Raw genomic sequence first — 16,820 nt, forward strand, 5'->3', positions numbered from 1 at the left:
CCACTAACCCCTTCATAATACTAGAAATGCTAAGCGTTAATTCTCTGTAAAGATTGTGCGAATTTTCTCCGTACGGATGCCGCCACGGAGGTTTCGAAGGCGGGAGACTCGGTCGCTTTACGCTGCCGGCCCCCGCTTTTACACTCCCGGCCCTCAAAAAGGGCCGGGTTCGGGGGCGACGAGCGGGCATGCGCGGGGGCGGTGACCGGTGGGGAGGGATGCGAGGGCTTCTGTTCGCAGGAGCCCTGCTGGCGGTTCTGTGCGCCGCCGATTTTGCCCGAGCTGACCGCATGGCCAGTATTGTCGTGGACGCCGGCACCGGCCAGGTCCTCCAGCAGGTCGATGCCACCCGGGTCTGGCACCCGGCCTCCCTGACCAAGCTGATGACCGTCTATCTGGCCTTCGAGGCCCTCCGCGCCGGTCAGATGACGGCCGACGAGACGCTGACCGTCTCGGAGACCGCCGCCGCCCAGCCCGAGACCAAGCTGGGCTTGCGCGCGGGCAAGACCATCTCGGTGGCCCAGGCGATCAAGGCCGTGATCGTGCGCTCGGCCAACGACGCGGCCGTCCTGCTGGGCGAGCGGATCGCCGGCAGCGAGGACGCCTTCGCCGCGATGATGACGGCCAAGGCGCATGAGCTCGGCATGACCCGGACGGTGTTCCACAACGCCACCGGCCTGCCGGACGACGGCCAGGTGACGACGGCGCGCGACATGGCGCTGCTGGCGCGGGCCTTGATGCGGGATTTTCCCGACCAGTATCCGATCTTCGCCAGCACCAACCTGCAATGGCATGGCCAAACCCTCTCGACCTATAACGGCCTGCTCAGCGCCTACCAGGGCGCCGACGGGCTCAAGACGGGCTTCACCTGCGCCTCGGGCTACAATCTGGTGGGGTCCGCCCTGCGCGACGGGCGGCGGCTGATCGGCGTCGTGCTGGGAGGCCGCTCCAGCGCCGAGCGCAATGGCGAGATGGCCCGTCTTCTCGATGCCGGGTTCCACATCCTGGGCGCTCCGTCCTTCCCCGACGTCGCCGCCATGCCCGACGGCGACAGCCAGCCGCCGCCGCGCCAGCTCTCCTCGGCCGAATGCAGCACCCTGCCCAGCACCGCGATCGGCGGCGGCGGTGGCGGCAAGCTGCCGGGATGGGCGGTGATCTTCGGCGCCTTCCCCGACCAGGCGGCCGCGCGCAAGACGGTCGACCAGGCGCGCAAGTCGCTGCAGGCGGTGCTCAAGCACGGCCAGCCCGCGGTGATCCGGCGCCAGACGGAGGGCACCTATCGCTGGGCGGCCCTCCTGGTCGGTCTGGCCCAGGAGGAGGCGAAGGCCGCCTGCCGGAAGATCCAATCCAGCGGGGCCTATTGCCTGGCGCTCAACCCCGACGTGCTGAACAGCCCCACCGCCTTGTGGCGCTGAGCTCAACCGGCCCTAAAACATATTTTATTTCAGAAGGTTGGGGGCTGTCGCGGCGTCAATCGATCTTCTGGCGGAAGTTCTGGTGGCAGCCGCCGCAGCCATTCTTTCCCATGGCGCCGAAGGCGTCGCCGAGGGCCGCCTTGTCGCCGCCCGCCGCCGCCGTCGAGGCCGTCGCCGACAGCTCGGCGAGCTTGGCGGCGGCCGCCTTGAAGCTGTCGAAATTGGCCCAGATCTCCGGCTTGGCGCCCGTCTTCCCGACATTGTCGTTGATGCTGGTGCCTTGCGGGAACAGGTCCGGGATCTTCGCCGCGTCGGCATGGATCGTGTCGGCAGCGGCCTGGGCGCCCGCGGCGTCGCCCGCGCCTTTTTGCAGGAAGTCGTTGATGATTCCCATCTGCTTACCCATCTCCTTCATGAGGGCCTGCCGCTGCTGGACGACCGGGGTGTCGGCGGCGCTGCGGTTGCTGTGACTGGCGGCGATACCGACGGCAAGGGCGCAGACGGCGCTGAAGGCGATCCAGGACTTCCAGCTCATGCACACTCTCCCTGTGAATGAGAAGCCATTGCTGATGAGTGCCCGCCTCGATCGAGACGGGCGGATCGAAAATAGACGATCAACCCCGGGGGACCTAGTAGGAACGGCGCGGTAACCGGCAGGGAACCCGGGCTCGGTCTCGCCGATATCGGTTGAATGCTCTATGGTCTTCTCTCAACTCACACAGATGTTATCGTTCGTGATCGCTCGCTCTGTCCCTGATCGGCGTCGGGCCGGCGCGGCGGCATCGCGGCGGCGGGCGCTGGCGCTGCCCGTCGCGGGCCTCCTGCTGCTGATGGGCGCCTGCAGCACGCCGTCGCCGCCGAAGCCGGCGATGGTGCCGATCGGCGCCAACGGCAACTACGGTTATTCCGAGGTCATGCTCGAAACGGATCGCTACCAGGTGAGCTACCTGACGCCGCGGCTCAAGGTGTCCGTCAGCCGGGCCGACCGCGAGGCCGACATCGTCGCGGCCAAGACCCAGGCGCATGATCTCGCCTTCTGGCGCGCGGCCCAGCTCGGACGCGAGAAGGGCTTCTCCGCCCTCAAGCTCGTCGACGAGCATACCGACAGCGACGTCAACACCAGCACCCAGCGCAGCTACGCGCCGGCCTTCTACGGTTTCTACGGGGTCCCGCGCTATCGCCATTATCCGGGCGGCTTCGGGCCGATCCCCTGGTTCCCGGGCGATTATTACGGATACGGGCCCTGGGGCTACGGGCCTTACGACAGCTACGAGCGCACGAGCTCGAGCCTGCGCGTCAATTCGCGCCTGGAGGTGGAATTCTACAAGACGGGGCCGCAGGAAGCGCAGAGCATCGACGCGGTGATCGAGGATTTGTCGAAGAAATATGCCGGGACGACCTATCCTTGACCTGCGGCGGGCAAGGTCGGGCCGGGCCGGCGGCCATCGAGAACGGGATACGCAACATGACGGAACCCTCTTGACGCCAGTCGCGTTGCGTGCGGACAAAATTGCGTCAATCAAAAGACAAGGAGACCGATAAATGGCGAAAGCGAAAGATACCGCGGCAAAGGGTCAGGACGCGGCGGCGCGTCGCAAGGCGCCGCTGGCCACGCCGTCGAGCTTTGGATCGAACGAGATCAGGGACATCAGCGGCGGCTTGAACGCCCTGCTGGCCGACGTTTTTGCCCTTTACGTCAAGACCAAGAATTTCCATTGGCATGTGAGCGGACCGCATTTCCGCGACTACCATCTGCTGCTCGACGATCAGGCGGGCGAGATCTACGCGATGACCGACGATATCGCGGAACGCGTGCGCAAGATCGGCGGCACCACCATCCGCTCGATCGGCCATATCGCGCGGCTGCAGCGCCTGAAGGACAACAACGCCGACTATGTCGAGCCGCTCGACATGCTGGGCGAGCTGCGCGAGGACAACCGGGCCCTCGTGGAGAGCATGCGCGCCGTCCATGACCTTTGCGACGAGAGCAACGATGTCGCGACCGCGAGCCTGATCGAGAACTGGATCGATCAGACCGAAAAGCGCATCTGGTTCCTGTTCGAAGCCAGCCGCCGCGCCGGCTCGGGCGGGCACTGAGCCGGTCTCTTCTCGTCGCCTGACGAAAGACGATCGAAAAACGCCCGCGGACCCCTCAAGGTTCGCGGGCGTTTTGCCATGCTGGGACGGGCCGTCGCGCCGAGGGTCCGAAAGGGAGATCAGGGATGAAACTGGCCGTTCTCGTGGGGAGCCTGCGCAAGGGCTCCTTCAACGCCGCGCTGGCGCGGGCCTTGCCGGCGCTCACGCCTGCCGGCCTCGGCTTCGAAACCTTGCCCTCCGTCGGCCTGCTGCCGCTCTATGACGCCGACATCCAGGCAGCGGGATTCCCGGAACCCGTCGCGGCGCTGGGCCGCGCCATCAAGGCCGCCGACGGCATCGTCATCGTGATGCCGGAATACAACTACTCGGTTCCGGGCGGGTTGAAGAACGCGATCGACTGGGTATCGCGTCTTCCCGACAAGCCCTTCGCCGGCAAGCCGGTGCTGATCCAGACGGCTTCCATCAGCCTCCTGGGCGGTGCCCGCGCCCAGTATCACCTGCGCCAGATCCTCGTGTTCCTGGATGCAGCGGTGATGAACCTGCCGGAGGTGATGGTGGCCCAGGCGCAGAACAAGTTCGATGCCGCCAGCGGCGAGCTGAAGGACGGTCCGACCCGCGAGCTGATCGCGAAGCAGCTGCAGAGTTTCGCGGCCTTCGTGCGCAAGACCCAGGCCGGGGCGGCGGTTCAGGCCTGACGCGCCTCGAGCGAGCGGCGCGGCGCCAGGGCCCGGTTCTCGGCCCGGATGCGCCAGTTGAGGATCGCGAGATTGGCGAGACCGAAAGCGAGCGCCAGCCACCAGGCGTGGAACGCACCCGACAGGACCGGAATCTCCAGCGCCACGACCAGATAGTTCGGATGGCGGACGAAGCGGTAGGGCCCGCGTCGCACCAGGGGGACGCCCGGCAAGGTCAGGATCCGCGTCGTCCAGTAGCGGCCCAGCGACGCGATGACCCAGATCCGGGCCAGCTGCAGCAGCGCGAACACCCCCAGCAGGAGCTCGTTGGGCACGGTATCGCGCGGGACGAAGAGCCACAGCGCCGCGATCCAGAGCGCATGCAGCGCCACGATCGCCGGGTAATGGCCTTTGCCATGCTCGACAGCGCCGGCCGCCCGCAATCGGCTGGTGTTCGACGCCGCGAGGATCAGCTCGATCCCTCGTGCCGCGACCAGATAGGCGATGGCGAGATCGAACGGCGTCATCGCGGCCCCAGGAGCTGGAACGCGGCGGTGAAGCCGGGGCCGAGCGCCGACATGAGCCAGGTGCCGGGAGGGCGCTCCGCCAGCATCCGCTCCAGCACGAAGAGCACCGTGGCGGCCGACATGTTGCCATAGCGGCGCAAGATGTCCCGGGCCTCGGTCATCGTTCCCGGCGGGAGCGCCGTGGCATCCTCGAGCGCGTCGATCACCTTGGCACCGCCGGGATGGCAGACATAGTGGCCGATCTCGTCGGCAGCCACTCCATGGCGCTCGAGGAAATCCAGCATCGCGGGCCGGAACCGGCTGCGGACCAGGGTCGGGATGTCGCGGGAGAAGAGCACGCCGAGCCCGTCTTCCTCCACATGCCAGCCCATCACATCGAGCGTCTCGGGCCAGGTATGCTCGCCGGCGGGACCGATCGTGGGGCCTTCGCCGTCGCAGGAGATGAGTGCCGCAGCAGCGCCGTCGCCGAACAGCGCGGTGGCGATCACGTTGCTCTTGGAGTTGTCGCCGCGCCGGAAGGTCAGCGCGCAGAGCTCGACCACCAGGAACAGGACGTTGCGCCCGGGCGCCGCGCGCGCCAGCTCGGCCGCCCGCGAGAAGCCCAGCACGCCGCCGGCGCAGCCGAGCCCGAAGATCGGCAGCCGCATCGCATCGCGCCGGATGGGCAACCGCTCCATCAGCAGCGCGTCCAGGCTGGGGGTGGCGATGCCGGTGGTGGAGACCGTGACGATGGCGTCGATCCGGTCCCAGGCGATGCCGGCCTCGGCCACGCAGCGCTCGGCCGCATCCGCGAGCAGGGCGGGAGCATGCTCGACGAACAGCGCGCTGCGCTCCTTCCAGCCGTGACGCTGGAAATACCACTCCAGCGGGACGCAGGAATGGCGGCGGTCGATGCCGGCATTGCCATAGGCCGGCATCAGCCTGCCGAGCTCTTCGGGCGGCCTGTCGAACAGGCGACCGGCGGTCGCCATGATCTCGTCCTGGGACAGGGCATGGGGTGGGACGGTGGTGGCAAGGCCGCGCAGTCGCGCGACGCTCGGCACCGGGCTCGACTGGTCGAACGGGCGGGGCCGGATGAAGGAGCGGGGAGGAGCGAGTTCCACGGGGGATGGCCTAAGGTCGGGGGAAACCCGGGCGCGGCTCGAATCGAAGCCCGTCCTGGGCGGTTCTCCCGAGAGTTGGCCGGCGGCGGACGCGCCGGCAAATCAACAGCCGATCACTTTTCGGCGACCCCCGGATTTCGGGACCCGCACGGATTGGTAAGGATTTCGGTGCTTCAATGGGGACGGCGAACCGGCATCCAGGCCGGGGCCCGATTTGCGGATCCCGTCCATCCGGAACGGGTGGCACGGCAGTGGCCGACATGACAGACGATAGACACAGCGAACAAAGTGACGTAAGCGCGCCCCGCGGCTCGATTTTCGGCGGGTTGGCGCTGCGCCTGCGGACCTATTTCTTCGCCGGGATCCTGATCACGGCACCCATCAGCATTACGGTCTATCTCGCCTGGGCCATGATCCGCTGGGTCGACGGCCAGGTCATCCCGCTGATTCCGGATCATTACAATCCCGAGACCTATCTGCCCTTCAGCGTGCCGGGCATCGGCCTTCTGATCCTGCTCGCCGCCCTGACGCTGGTGGGGGCCGTCACCGCCAACATGGTCGGCCGCATGATGGTGCGCGGCAGCGACCGCCTGCTCGGCCGGATGCCGGTCGTGCGCGGCATCTATAACGCGCTGAAGCAGATCTTCGAGACCGTGCTGTCGCAGAAGTCCCAGGCCTTCCGCGAGGTGGCGCTGGTCGAATATCCGCGCAAGGGCGCCTGGGCGCTGGGCTTCATCACCGGCAAGCCGGACGGGGAGATCCAGGAGCTGGGCGGCGGCGAGCTGGTCAATGTCTTCGTGCCGACCACGCCCAACCCCACCAGCGGCTTCCTCCTGTTCCTGCCCGAGCGCGAGATCCTGAGGCTCGGCATGACGGTCGAGGAGGGCATCAAGATGGTGGTCTCGGGCGGCATCGTCATGCCGGCGGACCGGCGTCCGCCGAAGTCGCGCCGCTCGGGCACCGTCACTCCGCTCGATCTCGCCAGCGGCCAATGAAGGCGCGGGCGCCGGAGCGCCGCGTCATCCTTTCGCCAGCCTGAACCATTCGGGCCATTCCTTCAGGAGCTTGCCGCCTTCGGTCGAGAAGCTTTCGTCGGTGAGCGTGAGGGATTGGATCCGGTCGGCGCGGAAATGCCGGTAGTCGTTGCGCAGCTCGCACCAGGCGCAGACCAGGGTCGCTTCCACGAAATAGGCGACGGCGATCGGCCAGATACGGCGCGCGGTGATTCCGCCCTCGCGATCGACATAGTCGATCAGCAGCTTCTTGTGTTGCCGGATCGCGCTGCGGATGAGCGCCATATCCGCGATCGCCGGATCGTTCGCGCCATGCTCGGAGACGAAGAAGGTGGGCGAGCTCAGTTGCCCCTGGAGGGCCGCCGGCAGGATGGCGGCGATCTTCGAGAGCACGCTGTCGGCGGCCGACCGCAGGCCGGGATCGCCGGTACGGCGCGTCAGCAGGGCGCCGACCAGGATGGCTTCGGTCTCTTCCGCCGTGAACATCAGCGGCGGCAGGTCATAGCCGCGGCGCAGGAGGTAGCCGATGCCGGCGGCTCCTTCGATCGGCACCTGGCGTGCCTGCAGCGTGGCGATATCGCGATAGATGGTGCGGGGCGTCACCTCCAGCCGTTGCGCCAGGGCGGTCGCCGTCAGCGGCCCCTTGGCGCCCCGCAGCGTCTGGATGATGTCGAACAATCGATCGGCGCGTCGCATGCTCTGGCCCTCCGGAACCGGCCGGAAGTTTACCGCAACCGCTCCTGACAGCACGCTGTCAGGAGCGGGTCTCTAGCGTCCCGGCCCTGGGCAGGGAGACGAGCCATGGGCGGGGCGGATGTCGCGATGGAAGCGGGGCGGGGCCAGCGGGGATCGGGTGTCCTGCTGCTGCTGGGCGCGGCGGTGGCCTTCAGCACCGCCGGCTACTTCACCCGGCTGATCCCGCTCGATGTCTGGACGATCCTGTTCTGGCGGGGCGTCTTCACCGGCCTCTTCGTGCTGGCGCTGCTGCTCTGGCAGCATGGCGCGGCCGCCTGGCGCTCGATCCCGGCGATGGGATGGCCGGGCCTGGCGGTGGTGGCGCTGTCCAGCAGCGGCATGATCTTCTTCATCCATGCCTTCCGTCATACCAGCGTCGCCGACGTCGCCATCATCTATGCGGCAGCCCCGTTCGTGACCGCGGGCATCGCCTGGTCCTGGCTCAAGGAGCGGCCGGGTCGCGGCACCCTCGTCGCGGCGGCGATCGCCTTCGTCGGGGTCGTCGTCATGGTGGGCGGCGCGCTCAGCCTCGGCAGCTGGCTGGGCGATCTCTTCGCGCTCGCCATGACGCTGTCGCTCTCCCTGATGATGGTCGTCATCCGCCGCCACAAGGACCGGCCCATGACCGCCGTGGCCGGTCTGTCGCCCCTGCTGACGGCGCTGCTGGTCTGGCCGCTCGCGACGCCGGGCAGCGCCGGGTCCGCCGATCTGCTCCATCTCGCGCTGTTCGGCATCCTGCAGAACGGCCTGGGGCTGCTGCTCCTGACCTGGGGCACGCGGCTGCTGCCGGCGGCGGAAGGCGCCCTGATCGGCGCCCTCGATGCGCCGCTGGCCCCGATCTGGGTCTGGCTCGCCTTCAGCGAGATCCCGCCGTCAACGACATTGATCGGCGGTGCCATCGTGATGGCCGCGGTGCTGGGCTATCTCTGGGGCGAGCGGCGGGCCGAAGGCACCGCTCGAGGAGGATGAGGCGCTATCCCGAGCGCACCGTCTTCACCACCGCGTCGCGCTCGAAGAGATAGAGCAGAACGCGCAGCGCCTGTCCGCGCGCTCCGGCCAGGTCCGGATCGCGGTCGAGGATCAGGCGCGCATCGTCGCGGGCGGCGGCAAGCAACTCGGCATGCGCGGCGATGTTGGCGAGGCGGAAGTCGGGCAGGCCGCTCTGGCGCGTGCCCAGGAGCTCGCCGGCGCCGCGCAGTTTCAGGTCCTCCTCGGCGATGCGGAAGCCGTCGTCGGTCTCGCGCAGGATTCGCAGGCGCGCCTTCGCCGTCTCGCCCAGCGGCGCCTGGTAGAGCAGGAGGCAGGTCGAGCGCTTGGTGCCGCGACCGATGCGGCCGCGCAGCTGGTGGAGCTGCGCCAGGCCGAAACGCTCGGCATGCTCGATCACCATGATGGTCGCGGCCGGCACGTCGACGCCGACCTCGACCACGGTGGTGGCGACGAGGATGTCGAGATCGCCGCGCGCGAAGGCCGCCATGGCGGTGTCGCGCTCGGCCGCCTTCTGCTGGCCATGGACCAGCCCGACCCGCACCGGCAGGCGTTGCGCCAGATCGGCGAACCGCGCCTCGGCATTGGCGAGATCGACCGCCTCGGACTCCTCCACCAGCGGGCAGATCCAATAGGCGCGCGCGCCGTCGGCGATGCCGCGGCCGACCGCGGCGATGACATCCTCGATCCGTTCGAGCGGCAGGGCGCGCGTGTCGATCGGCTGCCGTCCGGCCGGCTTCTCGGTCAGGCGCGACACGTCGAGATCGCCATAGGCGGTCAGCATCAGGGTGCGCGGGATCGGCGTCGCCGTCATCACCAGCACGTCGGCGCCCTTGCCTTTCTCCGCCAGCAATAGACGTTGGTGAACGCCGAAGCGATGCTGCTCGTCGATGACGGCGAGCCCCAGATCGCGGAACTCGACATCGTCCTGCACCAGCGCATGGGTCCCGACCACGATCGGGATCGAACCGTCGGCGAGCCCGGCCAGGGTCTCGGCCTTGGCCTTGGCGCGGTCGCGGCCCGTCAGCAGCCCGACGCGCAGGCCTGCCGCTTCCGCGAGCGGCGTGATGGTGGCGAGATGCTGGCGCGCCAGGATCTCGGTGGGTGCCAAGAGGGCCGCTTGCGCGCCGGCCTCGACCGCGATCGCCATCGCCATCAGCGCCACGACGGTCTTGCCGCTGCCGACATCCCCCTGGAGCAGCCGCAGCATCGGCGCCGGGCCGGCCATATCGGCCTCGATCTCCCTGATCGCCGTCTTCTGCGAGGCCGTGAGGGCGAAGGGCAGGGCCTCGGCGATGCGGTCTCGGATCTCGCCATTGCCCTTGAGCCGGCGCCCGACCAGCTTGCGCTGGCGCGCCCGTACCAGCGCCAGGGCGAGCTGGCTTGCCAGCAGCTCGTCATAAGCGAGGCGCTGGCGGGCGGGCGTCATGGGATCGATATCGGCGAGCTCGGCCGGGTTGTGCGCGGCGGTAAGGCTGTCGCGCCAGGCGGCCCAGCCCTGCCGGCGGAGATAATCAGGGTCGATCCATTCGGGCAGTTCGGGCGCGCGCTCGACCGCGGCGCGGATCGCCTTCGCCAGCAGGCGCGGGGTCAGGCCCGCCGTCAGCGGATAGACCGGCTCGACGCGGCGCACGCTCTCGGCCTCGGCTTCCGGCACCACATGGTCGGGGTGCGCCATCTGCAGCTCGCCCTGGTAGCGCTCGACCCGGCCGCTCACCACCCGCTTCTGGCCGAGGGGCAGGGTCTTCTCCAGCCAGTCCGGTTTGGCATTGAAGAACACCAGCGTCAGGCTGCCGGTCTCGTCATGGCAGCGGACGCGATAGGGCAGGCGGGGCGTGCGCGGCTTCTCATGCCGGTCGATCGTCACCGTCACGGTGACGATGGCGCCCTCCGGCGCCTCGGCCAGCGAGGGCGAGAAGCGCCGGTCCACCAGCCCGCTCGGCAGATGCCAGCAAAGGTCGACCACCCTCGGGCCTGCCAGCTGCTCGATCAGCTTGCCGATCCGGGGGCCGACGCCCGGCAACGCTGTCACCGGGGCGAACAGGGGAAAGAGGATTTCGGGGCGCAATTATCCTCGGCTGGCTTGTGGCTATTGGCGGGCGTCTCGGGGGCGCTTGTCTCTGCGGCGATTTAGCGGGTTCTGCGGGCTGACAGGAGGGGATTCGCTGGGTATATCCTAGAGCCTGATCGCCTGAAGCCGAAACGGCTTGAGGCGGCGGACTTGATTCGAGCCGGCCCGGCTTTCGTCGCCCGATCCTGAGGAACAGACGGCTCCCAGACCTGGATTGCCTTAAGGAAACGATCATGTCGGATCAGGATCGAGCGCAGCGCGTCAGCCGGCTGCGCTACCGGAGCTGGCGCCGGGGAACCCGCGAGATGGACTTGTTGCTGGGACCCTTTGCCGACAGGCATCTGCCGGCGATGGGCGAGGCCGAGCTCGGCGCCTATGAACGGCTCCTGGAGCAGAGCGATCCCGATCTGATGATCTGGCTGACAGGCCAGGCCGCCCCCCCACCCGAGCTGGATTCCACGCTGCGCGCACTGCTGCAACGCGCAGCCGAGGTGATCCGGCAAGGCAGCGCCATCGCCGCCGGACAACGCAAGACGAACAGCTGATGCCGATTTCGCTGGAGAGAGCAGGGCTGGTCCCGGTCGGCGGGGCGCCCGAGGGGTTCGACGCCCTGATCGTCGCCGACCTGGCGCGCCGGGCCCGCAAAAACGGCGCCAAGGCCGGCGGCGAGCTGCTGCATGTGGCGCGCGACGATGCGCGCATGGCGCGGCTGATCGAGGCGCTGCGCTTTGCGGCGCCCGATCTCGAGGTCGTGGATTTCCCGGCCTGGGACTGCCTGCCCTATGACCGGGTTTCGCCTCATCGCGACATCGTCGGGCGGCGTGTCGACAGCCTGACCCGGCTGCGCGCCCCGCGCGCCAGGGAGGCACCGGCGCGCGTGGTGGTCACGACCGTGGCCGCCTTGCTGCAGCGATTGCCGCCGCGGGCGAGCTTCGAGGGGCAGACGCTGCGCCTGGTGCCCGGCGCCACGATGGAGCCCAAGGCCCTGACCGATTTCCTCTCGGGCCGCGGTTATCTGCGCTCGGAGACGGTGAACGAGGTGGGCGAGTTCGCCGTGCGCGGCGGCATCATCGACCTGTTTCCGCCGGCCGCGGCCGCACCGCTGCGCGTCGATTTCTTCGGCGACACGATCGAGAGCCTGCGCAGCTTCGATCCCCTGACCCAGCGCAGCCAGGACAAGGTCGAGAGCTTCGAGATCAAGCCGATCGGCGAGGTCCAGCTCGATCCCGGGACGATCGAGCGCTTCCGCACCGGCTATCGCGCGACCTTCGGCGCCGTCGCCGGCGACGATCCGCTCTACGAGGCGATCAGCGCGGGCCGGCTCTATGCCGGCATGGAGCATTGGCTGCCGCTGTTCCTGCCCTCGCTCGAGACGCTGCCGGACTATCTGCCGGACGCGCTCATCACCCTCGATCATCAGGCCGAGGAGGCCCGCGACGCGCGCCTCGACATGATCCGCGATTTCTACCAGGCGCGCCGGCAGCTCGAGCGGGCCGAGGAGACGGGCGGCGTGCCCTACCGGCCGCTGACGCCCGACCGCCTCTATATCAACGCCAGCGAGTGGGACGACTGGCTGGCGAGCCGGCCTTCGGCGGTCTTCTCGCCCTTCGCGGTGCCTGAGGATGCCGCCGGCTGGCAGGATGCGGGCGGCAAGTCCGGCCGCGATTTCGCCGATGTGCGGGCGAGCGCGCCCGCGACGCTGTTCGCGGCCGTGGTCGAGCATCTGGCCCAGGCGCGCCTGCCGCGCCGCCATGTGGCCGTGGCCGCCATGAGCGAAGGCAGCCGCGACCGGCTGGAGCATCTGCTGGCCGAGCATGGGCTCGAGCGCCATGAGCGGGTGGCCGATCTCGAGGCCATCCGCCGCCTGCCGCGCGACCGCGTCGCCTTCGTGGTCCTCGGGCTCGAGCATGGCTTCGAGACGCCGGACCTCGTGGTGGTGGCCGAGCAGGATATCCTCGGCGACCGGCTGGCGCGCCCGGCGCAGCGGCGCAAGAAGACCGACCAGTTCCTGACCGAGCTCGCGAACTTCTCGCATGGCGACCTGGTGGTGCATGTCGAGCATGGCGTGGGCCGCTATGAGGGGATCGAGACGCTGGAGATCGGCGGCGCGCCCCATGATTGCCTCAAGGTCATCTATGACGGCGGCGACAAGCTCTATGTGCCGGTCGAGAACATCGACGTGCTGTCGCGCTTCGGCTCGGACGATCTGCCGGTGCCGCTCGACAAGCTGGGCGGGGCCGGCTGGCAGGCGAGGAAGGCCCGGGTCAAGCAGCGGCTGCGCGAGATCGCCCAGCAGCTCATCCGCACGGCCGCCGCGCGCGCCGTCCATCCGGGCGTGACCTTGGCGCCGCCCGAAGGGCTCTATGACGAGTTCGCCGCGCGCTTCCCCTATGCCGAGACCGAGGACCAGCAGCGCGCGATCGACGAGGTCACAGCCGATCTCGCCTCCGGCCGGCCGATGGACCGCCTCGTCTGCGGCGATGTCGGCTTCGGCAAGACCGAGGTGGCGCTGCGCGCGGCCTTCGTCGCCGCCGCGGCCGGCTACCAGGTCGCGGTGGTGACGCCGACCACCTTGCTCTGCCGCCAGCACAGCAAGACCTTCACCGAGCGCTTCGCCGGCCTGCCGATCCGCGTGGCGCAATTGTCGCGGCTGGTCTCGACCAAGGACGCCAACCAGGTGAAGGCCGACCTCAAGGCCGGCAAGGTCGACATCGTCGTGGGCACCCATTCGCTCCTCGCCAAGAGCGTCGAGTTCGCCAACCTGGGCCTGATGATCGTCGACGAGGAGCAGCATTTCGGCGTGGCGCAGAAGGAGCGGCTCAAGGAGCTGCGTGCCGACGTCCATGTGCTGACCCTGACCGCGACGCCGATCCCGCGCACCTTGCAGCTCGCCTTGTCGGGCGTGCGCGAGATGAGCCTGATCTCGACGCCGCCGGTGGACCGGCTCGCCGTGCGGACCTTCGTGCTGCCCTACGATCCGGTGGTGATCCGCGAGGCGATCCTGCGCGAGCATTACCGCGGCGGGCAGAGCTTCTATGTGGTGCCGCGCATCGAGGATCTCGACAAGGTGGCCGAGCGGCTGCGCAACCTGGTGCCGGAGATCAAGTTCGTGATGGCGCATGGCCGCATGGCGCCGACCCATCTCGAGAAGGCGATGACGGCCTTCTACGACCGCCAGTACGACATGCTGCTTGCCACCAACATCATCGAGAGCGGCCTCGATATCCCGACCGCCAACACGATGGTGATCCACCGCTCCGACATGTTCGGCCTGGCGCAGCTCTATCAGCTGCGCGGGCGCATCGGCCGCTCCAAGCAGCGCGGCTATGCCTACCTGACCCTGCCGCCGGGCCGCGTGCTCAGCCCGACCGCCGCCAAGCGGCTCCAGGTCATGCAGACGCTGGATACGCTGGGCGCGGGCTTCACGCTGGCGAGCCACGATCTCGACATCCGCGGTGCCGGCAATCTCCTGGGCGACGAGCAGTCCGGCCATATCCGCGAGGTCGGCGTCGAGCTCTACCAGCAGATGCTCGAGGACGCCGTCAAGGAAGCGCGCGGCCAGGCCAAGGCGGCCCAGGAATGGACCCCGCAGATCAGCATCGGCATGCCGGTGCTGATCCCGGAGAATTATGTCGCCGATCTCGGCGTGCGGTTGGGTCTCTACCGGCGCATCGCGACCCTGGTGGACAAGGCCGAGATCGACGCCTTCGGTGCCGAGCTGATCGACCGCTTCGGGCCGTTGCCGGCGGAGGTCGAGAACCTGCTCGGCATCATCGCCATCAAGCAGCTCTGCCGCCAGGCGGGGATCGAGAAGGTCGATGCCGGTCCCAAGGGGGCGGTGCTGTCCTTCCGCCATAACCGCTTCGCCAAGCCGGCCGAGCTCATCGCCTTCATCAACCGCAAGCAGGACGAGGTTTCCGTGCGGCCCGACCACAAGCTGGTCTGGCGCCAGGACTGGAAGGATGCGAACCGGCGGGTGGCGGGCGTGCAGGGATTGCTCGCGCATTTGGCTAAAATGGCGGCGTGACCTGCCGCGGGGCCAAGATGGCGGCGTGATCGAGGGTCGGGAGGACCGATGTTCTACGAGACCAAGGATGCGACCACGGCGCTGGCCGCACAGGGGCTTGGACGCGATCCCTTCAAGGCGCTGGTGGTGCCGCGCCCGATCGGCTGGATCAGTTCCATCAGCCCGTCGGGCGTGGTGAACCTGGCGCCCTTCAGCTTCTTCAACGCCATCAATGAAGACCCGCCGATGGTCATGTTCTGTCCCAGCGGGCGCAAGCCCGACCGGCCGGTGAAGGACAGTCGCGCCAATGTCGAGGCGACCAAGGAGTTCGTCTGTAATCTCGCTACCTGGGACACGCGAGAGGCCATGAACCAGACCTCGGCGACCCTGCCGGCCGAGACCGACGAGATGACGTTCGCCAAGCTGACCCCGGCGCCGTCACGCCTGGTCAAGCCGCCGCGCGTCGCCGAGGTGCCGGTTCATCTCGAATGCCGCTATTGGAAGACGATCGAGCTGCCCACGGGCGACCCGGCCGAGCCGAACTGCATGATCCTGGGCGAGGTGGTGGGCGTGCATATCGACGACAGCCTGATCCGAGACGGGCGCGTCGCGATCGCGCTGGCGAAGCCGATCGCCCGCCTGGGCTATTCGGAATATGCTGTCGTCACCGAGGCCTTCCGCATGCGCCGTCCGGCGTGACCTGGATCCAGGAGCGATGCCATGACTGTCGAAGCCGGCGTTTCGGGTCACTACAGCCATGGCGCGCTCGAGCGCGCGATCCTCGCGGCGCTCCAATCTTCGGGCAAAGACCCCGACCGGCTGACGCCGGCCGACCTGGCGCCGGTCGACGAGTTCCATATCGGCGGCCGGCTGGCGACCGTCGAGTTCACAGCGCAGCTCGGCTTCAAGCCGGGCCTGCGCCTGCTCGATATCGGCTGCGGCATCGGCGGCGCCTCGAGGCACGTGGCCGAGGCCTATGGCTGCCAGGTGCAGGGCATCGACCTGACCGACGAATATGTCCGCGTCGCCGCCATGCTGGCGAAGCGTGTCGGGCTGGCGGACAAGGTCGCCTATCGCCAGGCGAGCGCGCTCGATCTTCCCTTCGACGCCGCCAGCTTCGACGGCGCCTACATGCTCCATGTCGGCATGAACATCGCGGACAAGGGGCGGTTGGCGGCGGAAGTGGCGCGGGTCTTGAAGCCGGGCGCCGTGTTCGGGATCTATGACGTCATGCGCGAAGGGAAGGGTGATCTGACCTTTCCGCTGCCCTGGGCATCAGAGCCCGCCTACAGCTTCGTCGATTCCGCCGACCGCTATCGTACATGCCTGGCCGATGCCGGCTTCACGGTCGAACGCGAGCGGAACCGGCGCGAGTTCGCGATCGAGTTCTTCCGCCAGATGCAGGAGCGCTGGGCCCAGGGTGGGCTGCCGCCCCTGGGGCTGCATATCCTGATGGGCGAGAGCGCGCGGCAGAAAATCGCGAACATCGTCACCGGCTTGAAGGCCGGGCTGATCGCGCCGGTCGAGATCGTGAGCCGAAAGCGCGCGTGAAACCGGCACCGGCATCAGGAGCGAGGAAGCCAATGAAGGCCTATACCATCGGGCAGATCGACATCACGGACCCGGCCGCTTACGAGGCCTATCGCAAGGAGGTCATGCCCACGATCACGGCCTTCGGCGGCAAGTTCATCGTGCGCGGCGGCACGCTGACGAAGCTCGAGGGCGACTGGCCCTACGCCCGCGCGGTGGTGATCGAGTTCCCGTCGCGCGAGGCGGCCGAGGGCTGGTACCGCTCGCCGGCCTACCAGAAGCTTTTGCCGCTGCGCCTCAAGGCCAGCCGCGGCAATTTCGTCATCGTGGACGGCGCCGAATAGGCGCGACAAACGGAGCGCGAGATGAAGGCCTATTGCCTCTTCCAGGAAGAGATCATCGACCAGGCCGGTTTCGATGCCTATCGCCAGCAGGTCATGCCGACGCTGGCGCCGTTCGGCGGCAGGTTCATCGTCCGCGGCGGCCATTTCACCAAGGTCGAAGGCGACATGCCCTATAGCCGCGTCGTCATCGTCGAGTTCGCGTCGCGCGAGCAGGCGGAGGGCTGGTACCATTCGCCCGCTTATCAGAAGCTCGTGCCGCAGCGCCTCAAGGCGACCCGTGGGAACCTCATCATCGTGGATGGGGCGGAGTAGGGGAAG

General features: G+C 68.4%; 17 protein-coding genes. 12 read left to right on the plus strand and 5 right to left on the minus strand.

The features are described 5' to 3' along the window. Positions 1–290: 290 nt before the first annotated feature. Positions 291–1,415, plus strand: coding sequence for a D-alanyl-D-alanine carboxypeptidase family protein (locus tag FRZ61_RS26365; RefSeq protein ID WP_191909387.1), 1,125 nt, complete (start codon positions 291–293; stop codon positions 1,413–1,415). 55 nt (positions 1,416–1,470) lie between these two features. On the opposite strand, the gene FRZ61_RS10495 is transcribed toward FRZ61_RS26365, so the two are convergent. Then, positions 1,471–1,950 (minus strand): c-type cytochrome, encoded by a 480-nt coding sequence (locus FRZ61_RS10495; protein WP_151120780.1) that lies wholly within the window; start codon positions 1,948–1,950, stop codon positions 1,471–1,473. 199 nt (positions 1,951–2,149) lie between these two features. Between FRZ61_RS10495 and FRZ61_RS10500 the strand changes: the two genes are divergently transcribed. The 3 genes from FRZ61_RS10500 to FRZ61_RS10510 all read left to right on the plus strand — a co-directional run bounded on the left by FRZ61_RS10500 (position 2,150) and on the right by FRZ61_RS10510 (position 4,207). Further along, the gene (locus tag FRZ61_RS10500; protein WP_151117297.1) at positions 2,150–2,824 is read left to right on the plus strand and encodes a CC0125/CC1285 family lipoprotein; all 675 of its coding nucleotides are present in this window, start codon (positions 2,150–2,152) and stop codon (positions 2,822–2,824) included. Between the two features lie 133 nt (positions 2,825–2,957). Continuing rightward, positions 2,958–3,512, plus strand: a complete 555-nt coding sequence (locus FRZ61_RS10505; protein ID WP_151117299.1) for a Dps family protein — start codon at positions 2,958–2,960, stop codon at positions 3,510–3,512. A 125-nt stretch (positions 3,513–3,637) separates the two neighbouring features. Then, positions 3,638–4,207 carry an NADPH-dependent FMN reductase gene (locus FRZ61_RS10510; RefSeq protein ID WP_151117301.1) on the plus strand — a complete coding sequence of 190 codons (570 nt, stop codon included), beginning with the start codon at positions 3,638–3,640 and terminating at the stop codon, positions 4,205–4,207. On the opposite strand, the gene FRZ61_RS10515 is transcribed toward FRZ61_RS10510, so the two are convergent. Next, positions 4,198–4,713 (minus strand): isoprenylcysteine carboxyl methyltransferase family protein, encoded by a 516-nt coding sequence (locus FRZ61_RS10515; RefSeq protein WP_151117303.1) that lies wholly within the window; start codon positions 4,711–4,713, stop codon positions 4,198–4,200. The genes FRZ61_RS10510 and FRZ61_RS10515 overlap by 10 nt on opposite strands. Next, positions 4,710–5,816 (minus strand): type III polyketide synthase, encoded by a 1,107-nt coding sequence (locus FRZ61_RS10520; protein ID WP_225309204.1) that lies wholly within the window; start codon positions 5,814–5,816, stop codon positions 4,710–4,712. The genes FRZ61_RS10515 and FRZ61_RS10520 overlap by 4 nt, the downstream gene beginning before the upstream one ends. Before the next feature lie 326 nt (positions 5,817–6,142). On the opposite strand from FRZ61_RS10520, the gene FRZ61_RS10525 reads away from it, so the two are divergent. Then, entirely contained in the window at positions 6,143–6,811 is a 669-nt protein-coding gene (locus FRZ61_RS10525) for a DUF502 domain-containing protein (protein ID WP_225309205.1), read from the plus strand. 24 nt (positions 6,812–6,835) lie between these two features. Here FRZ61_RS10525 and FRZ61_RS10530 read toward each other — a convergent pair whose 3' ends face one another. Beyond that, entirely contained in the window at positions 6,836–7,525 is a 690-nt protein-coding gene (locus tag FRZ61_RS10530) for a helix-turn-helix transcriptional regulator (protein ID WP_151117308.1), read from the minus strand. Between the two features lie 105 nt (positions 7,526–7,630). On the opposite strand from FRZ61_RS10530, the gene FRZ61_RS10535 reads away from it, so the two are divergent. Beyond that, on the plus strand, positions 7,631–8,533 hold the full coding sequence (locus tag FRZ61_RS10535; RefSeq protein WP_151117310.1) for a DMT family transporter: 903 nt from the start codon (positions 7,631–7,633) through the stop codon (positions 8,531–8,533). 4 nt (positions 8,534–8,537) lie between these two features. Here FRZ61_RS10535 and recG read toward each other — a convergent pair whose 3' ends face one another. Next, positions 8,538–10,619, minus strand: a complete 2,082-nt coding sequence (gene recG / locus FRZ61_RS10540) for an ATP-dependent DNA helicase RecG (RefSeq protein ID WP_151117312.1) — start codon at positions 10,617–10,619, stop codon at positions 8,538–8,540. A 236-nt stretch (positions 10,620–10,855) separates the two neighbouring features. On the opposite strand from recG, the gene FRZ61_RS10545 reads away from it, so the two are divergent. The 6 genes from FRZ61_RS10545 to FRZ61_RS10570 are packed head-to-tail and all read left to right on the plus strand — an operon-like array spanning position 10,856 to position 16,814. Further along, on the plus strand, positions 10,856–11,167 hold the full coding sequence (locus FRZ61_RS10545) for a succinate dehydrogenase assembly factor 2 (RefSeq protein WP_151117314.1): 312 nt from the start codon (positions 10,856–10,858) through the stop codon (positions 11,165–11,167). Then, on the plus strand, positions 11,167–14,649 hold the full coding sequence (gene mfd, locus FRZ61_RS10550; RefSeq protein WP_151117315.1) for a transcription-repair coupling factor: 3,483 nt from the start codon (positions 11,167–11,169) through the stop codon (positions 14,647–14,649). Before FRZ61_RS10545 ends, mfd begins: the two co-directional genes overlap by 1 nt. Before the next feature lie 48 nt (positions 14,650–14,697). Continuing rightward, entirely contained in the window at positions 14,698–15,327 is a 630-nt protein-coding gene (locus FRZ61_RS10555; RefSeq protein ID WP_151117317.1) for a flavin reductase family protein, read from the plus strand. A 21-nt stretch (positions 15,328–15,348) separates the two neighbouring features. Continuing rightward, a complete protein-coding gene (locus FRZ61_RS10560; RefSeq protein WP_151117319.1) occupies positions 15,349–16,179 on the plus strand; it encodes a class I SAM-dependent methyltransferase in 831 nt (276 codons plus the stop codon). 32 nt (positions 16,180–16,211) lie between these two features. Then, a complete protein-coding gene (locus FRZ61_RS10565; RefSeq protein ID WP_151117321.1) occupies positions 16,212–16,502 on the plus strand; it encodes a DUF1330 domain-containing protein in 291 nt (96 codons plus the stop codon). 21 nt (positions 16,503–16,523) lie between these two features. Next, entirely contained in the window at positions 16,524–16,814 is a 291-nt protein-coding gene (locus FRZ61_RS10570; protein ID WP_151117323.1) for a DUF1330 domain-containing protein, read from the plus strand. Positions 16,815–16,820 lie beyond the last annotated feature (6 nt).

This window comes from Hypericibacter adhaerens (assembly GCF_008728835.1).
GTDB classification, from domain to species: Bacteria; Pseudomonadota; Alphaproteobacteria; order Dongiales; family Dongiaceae; genus Hypericibacter; species Hypericibacter adhaerens.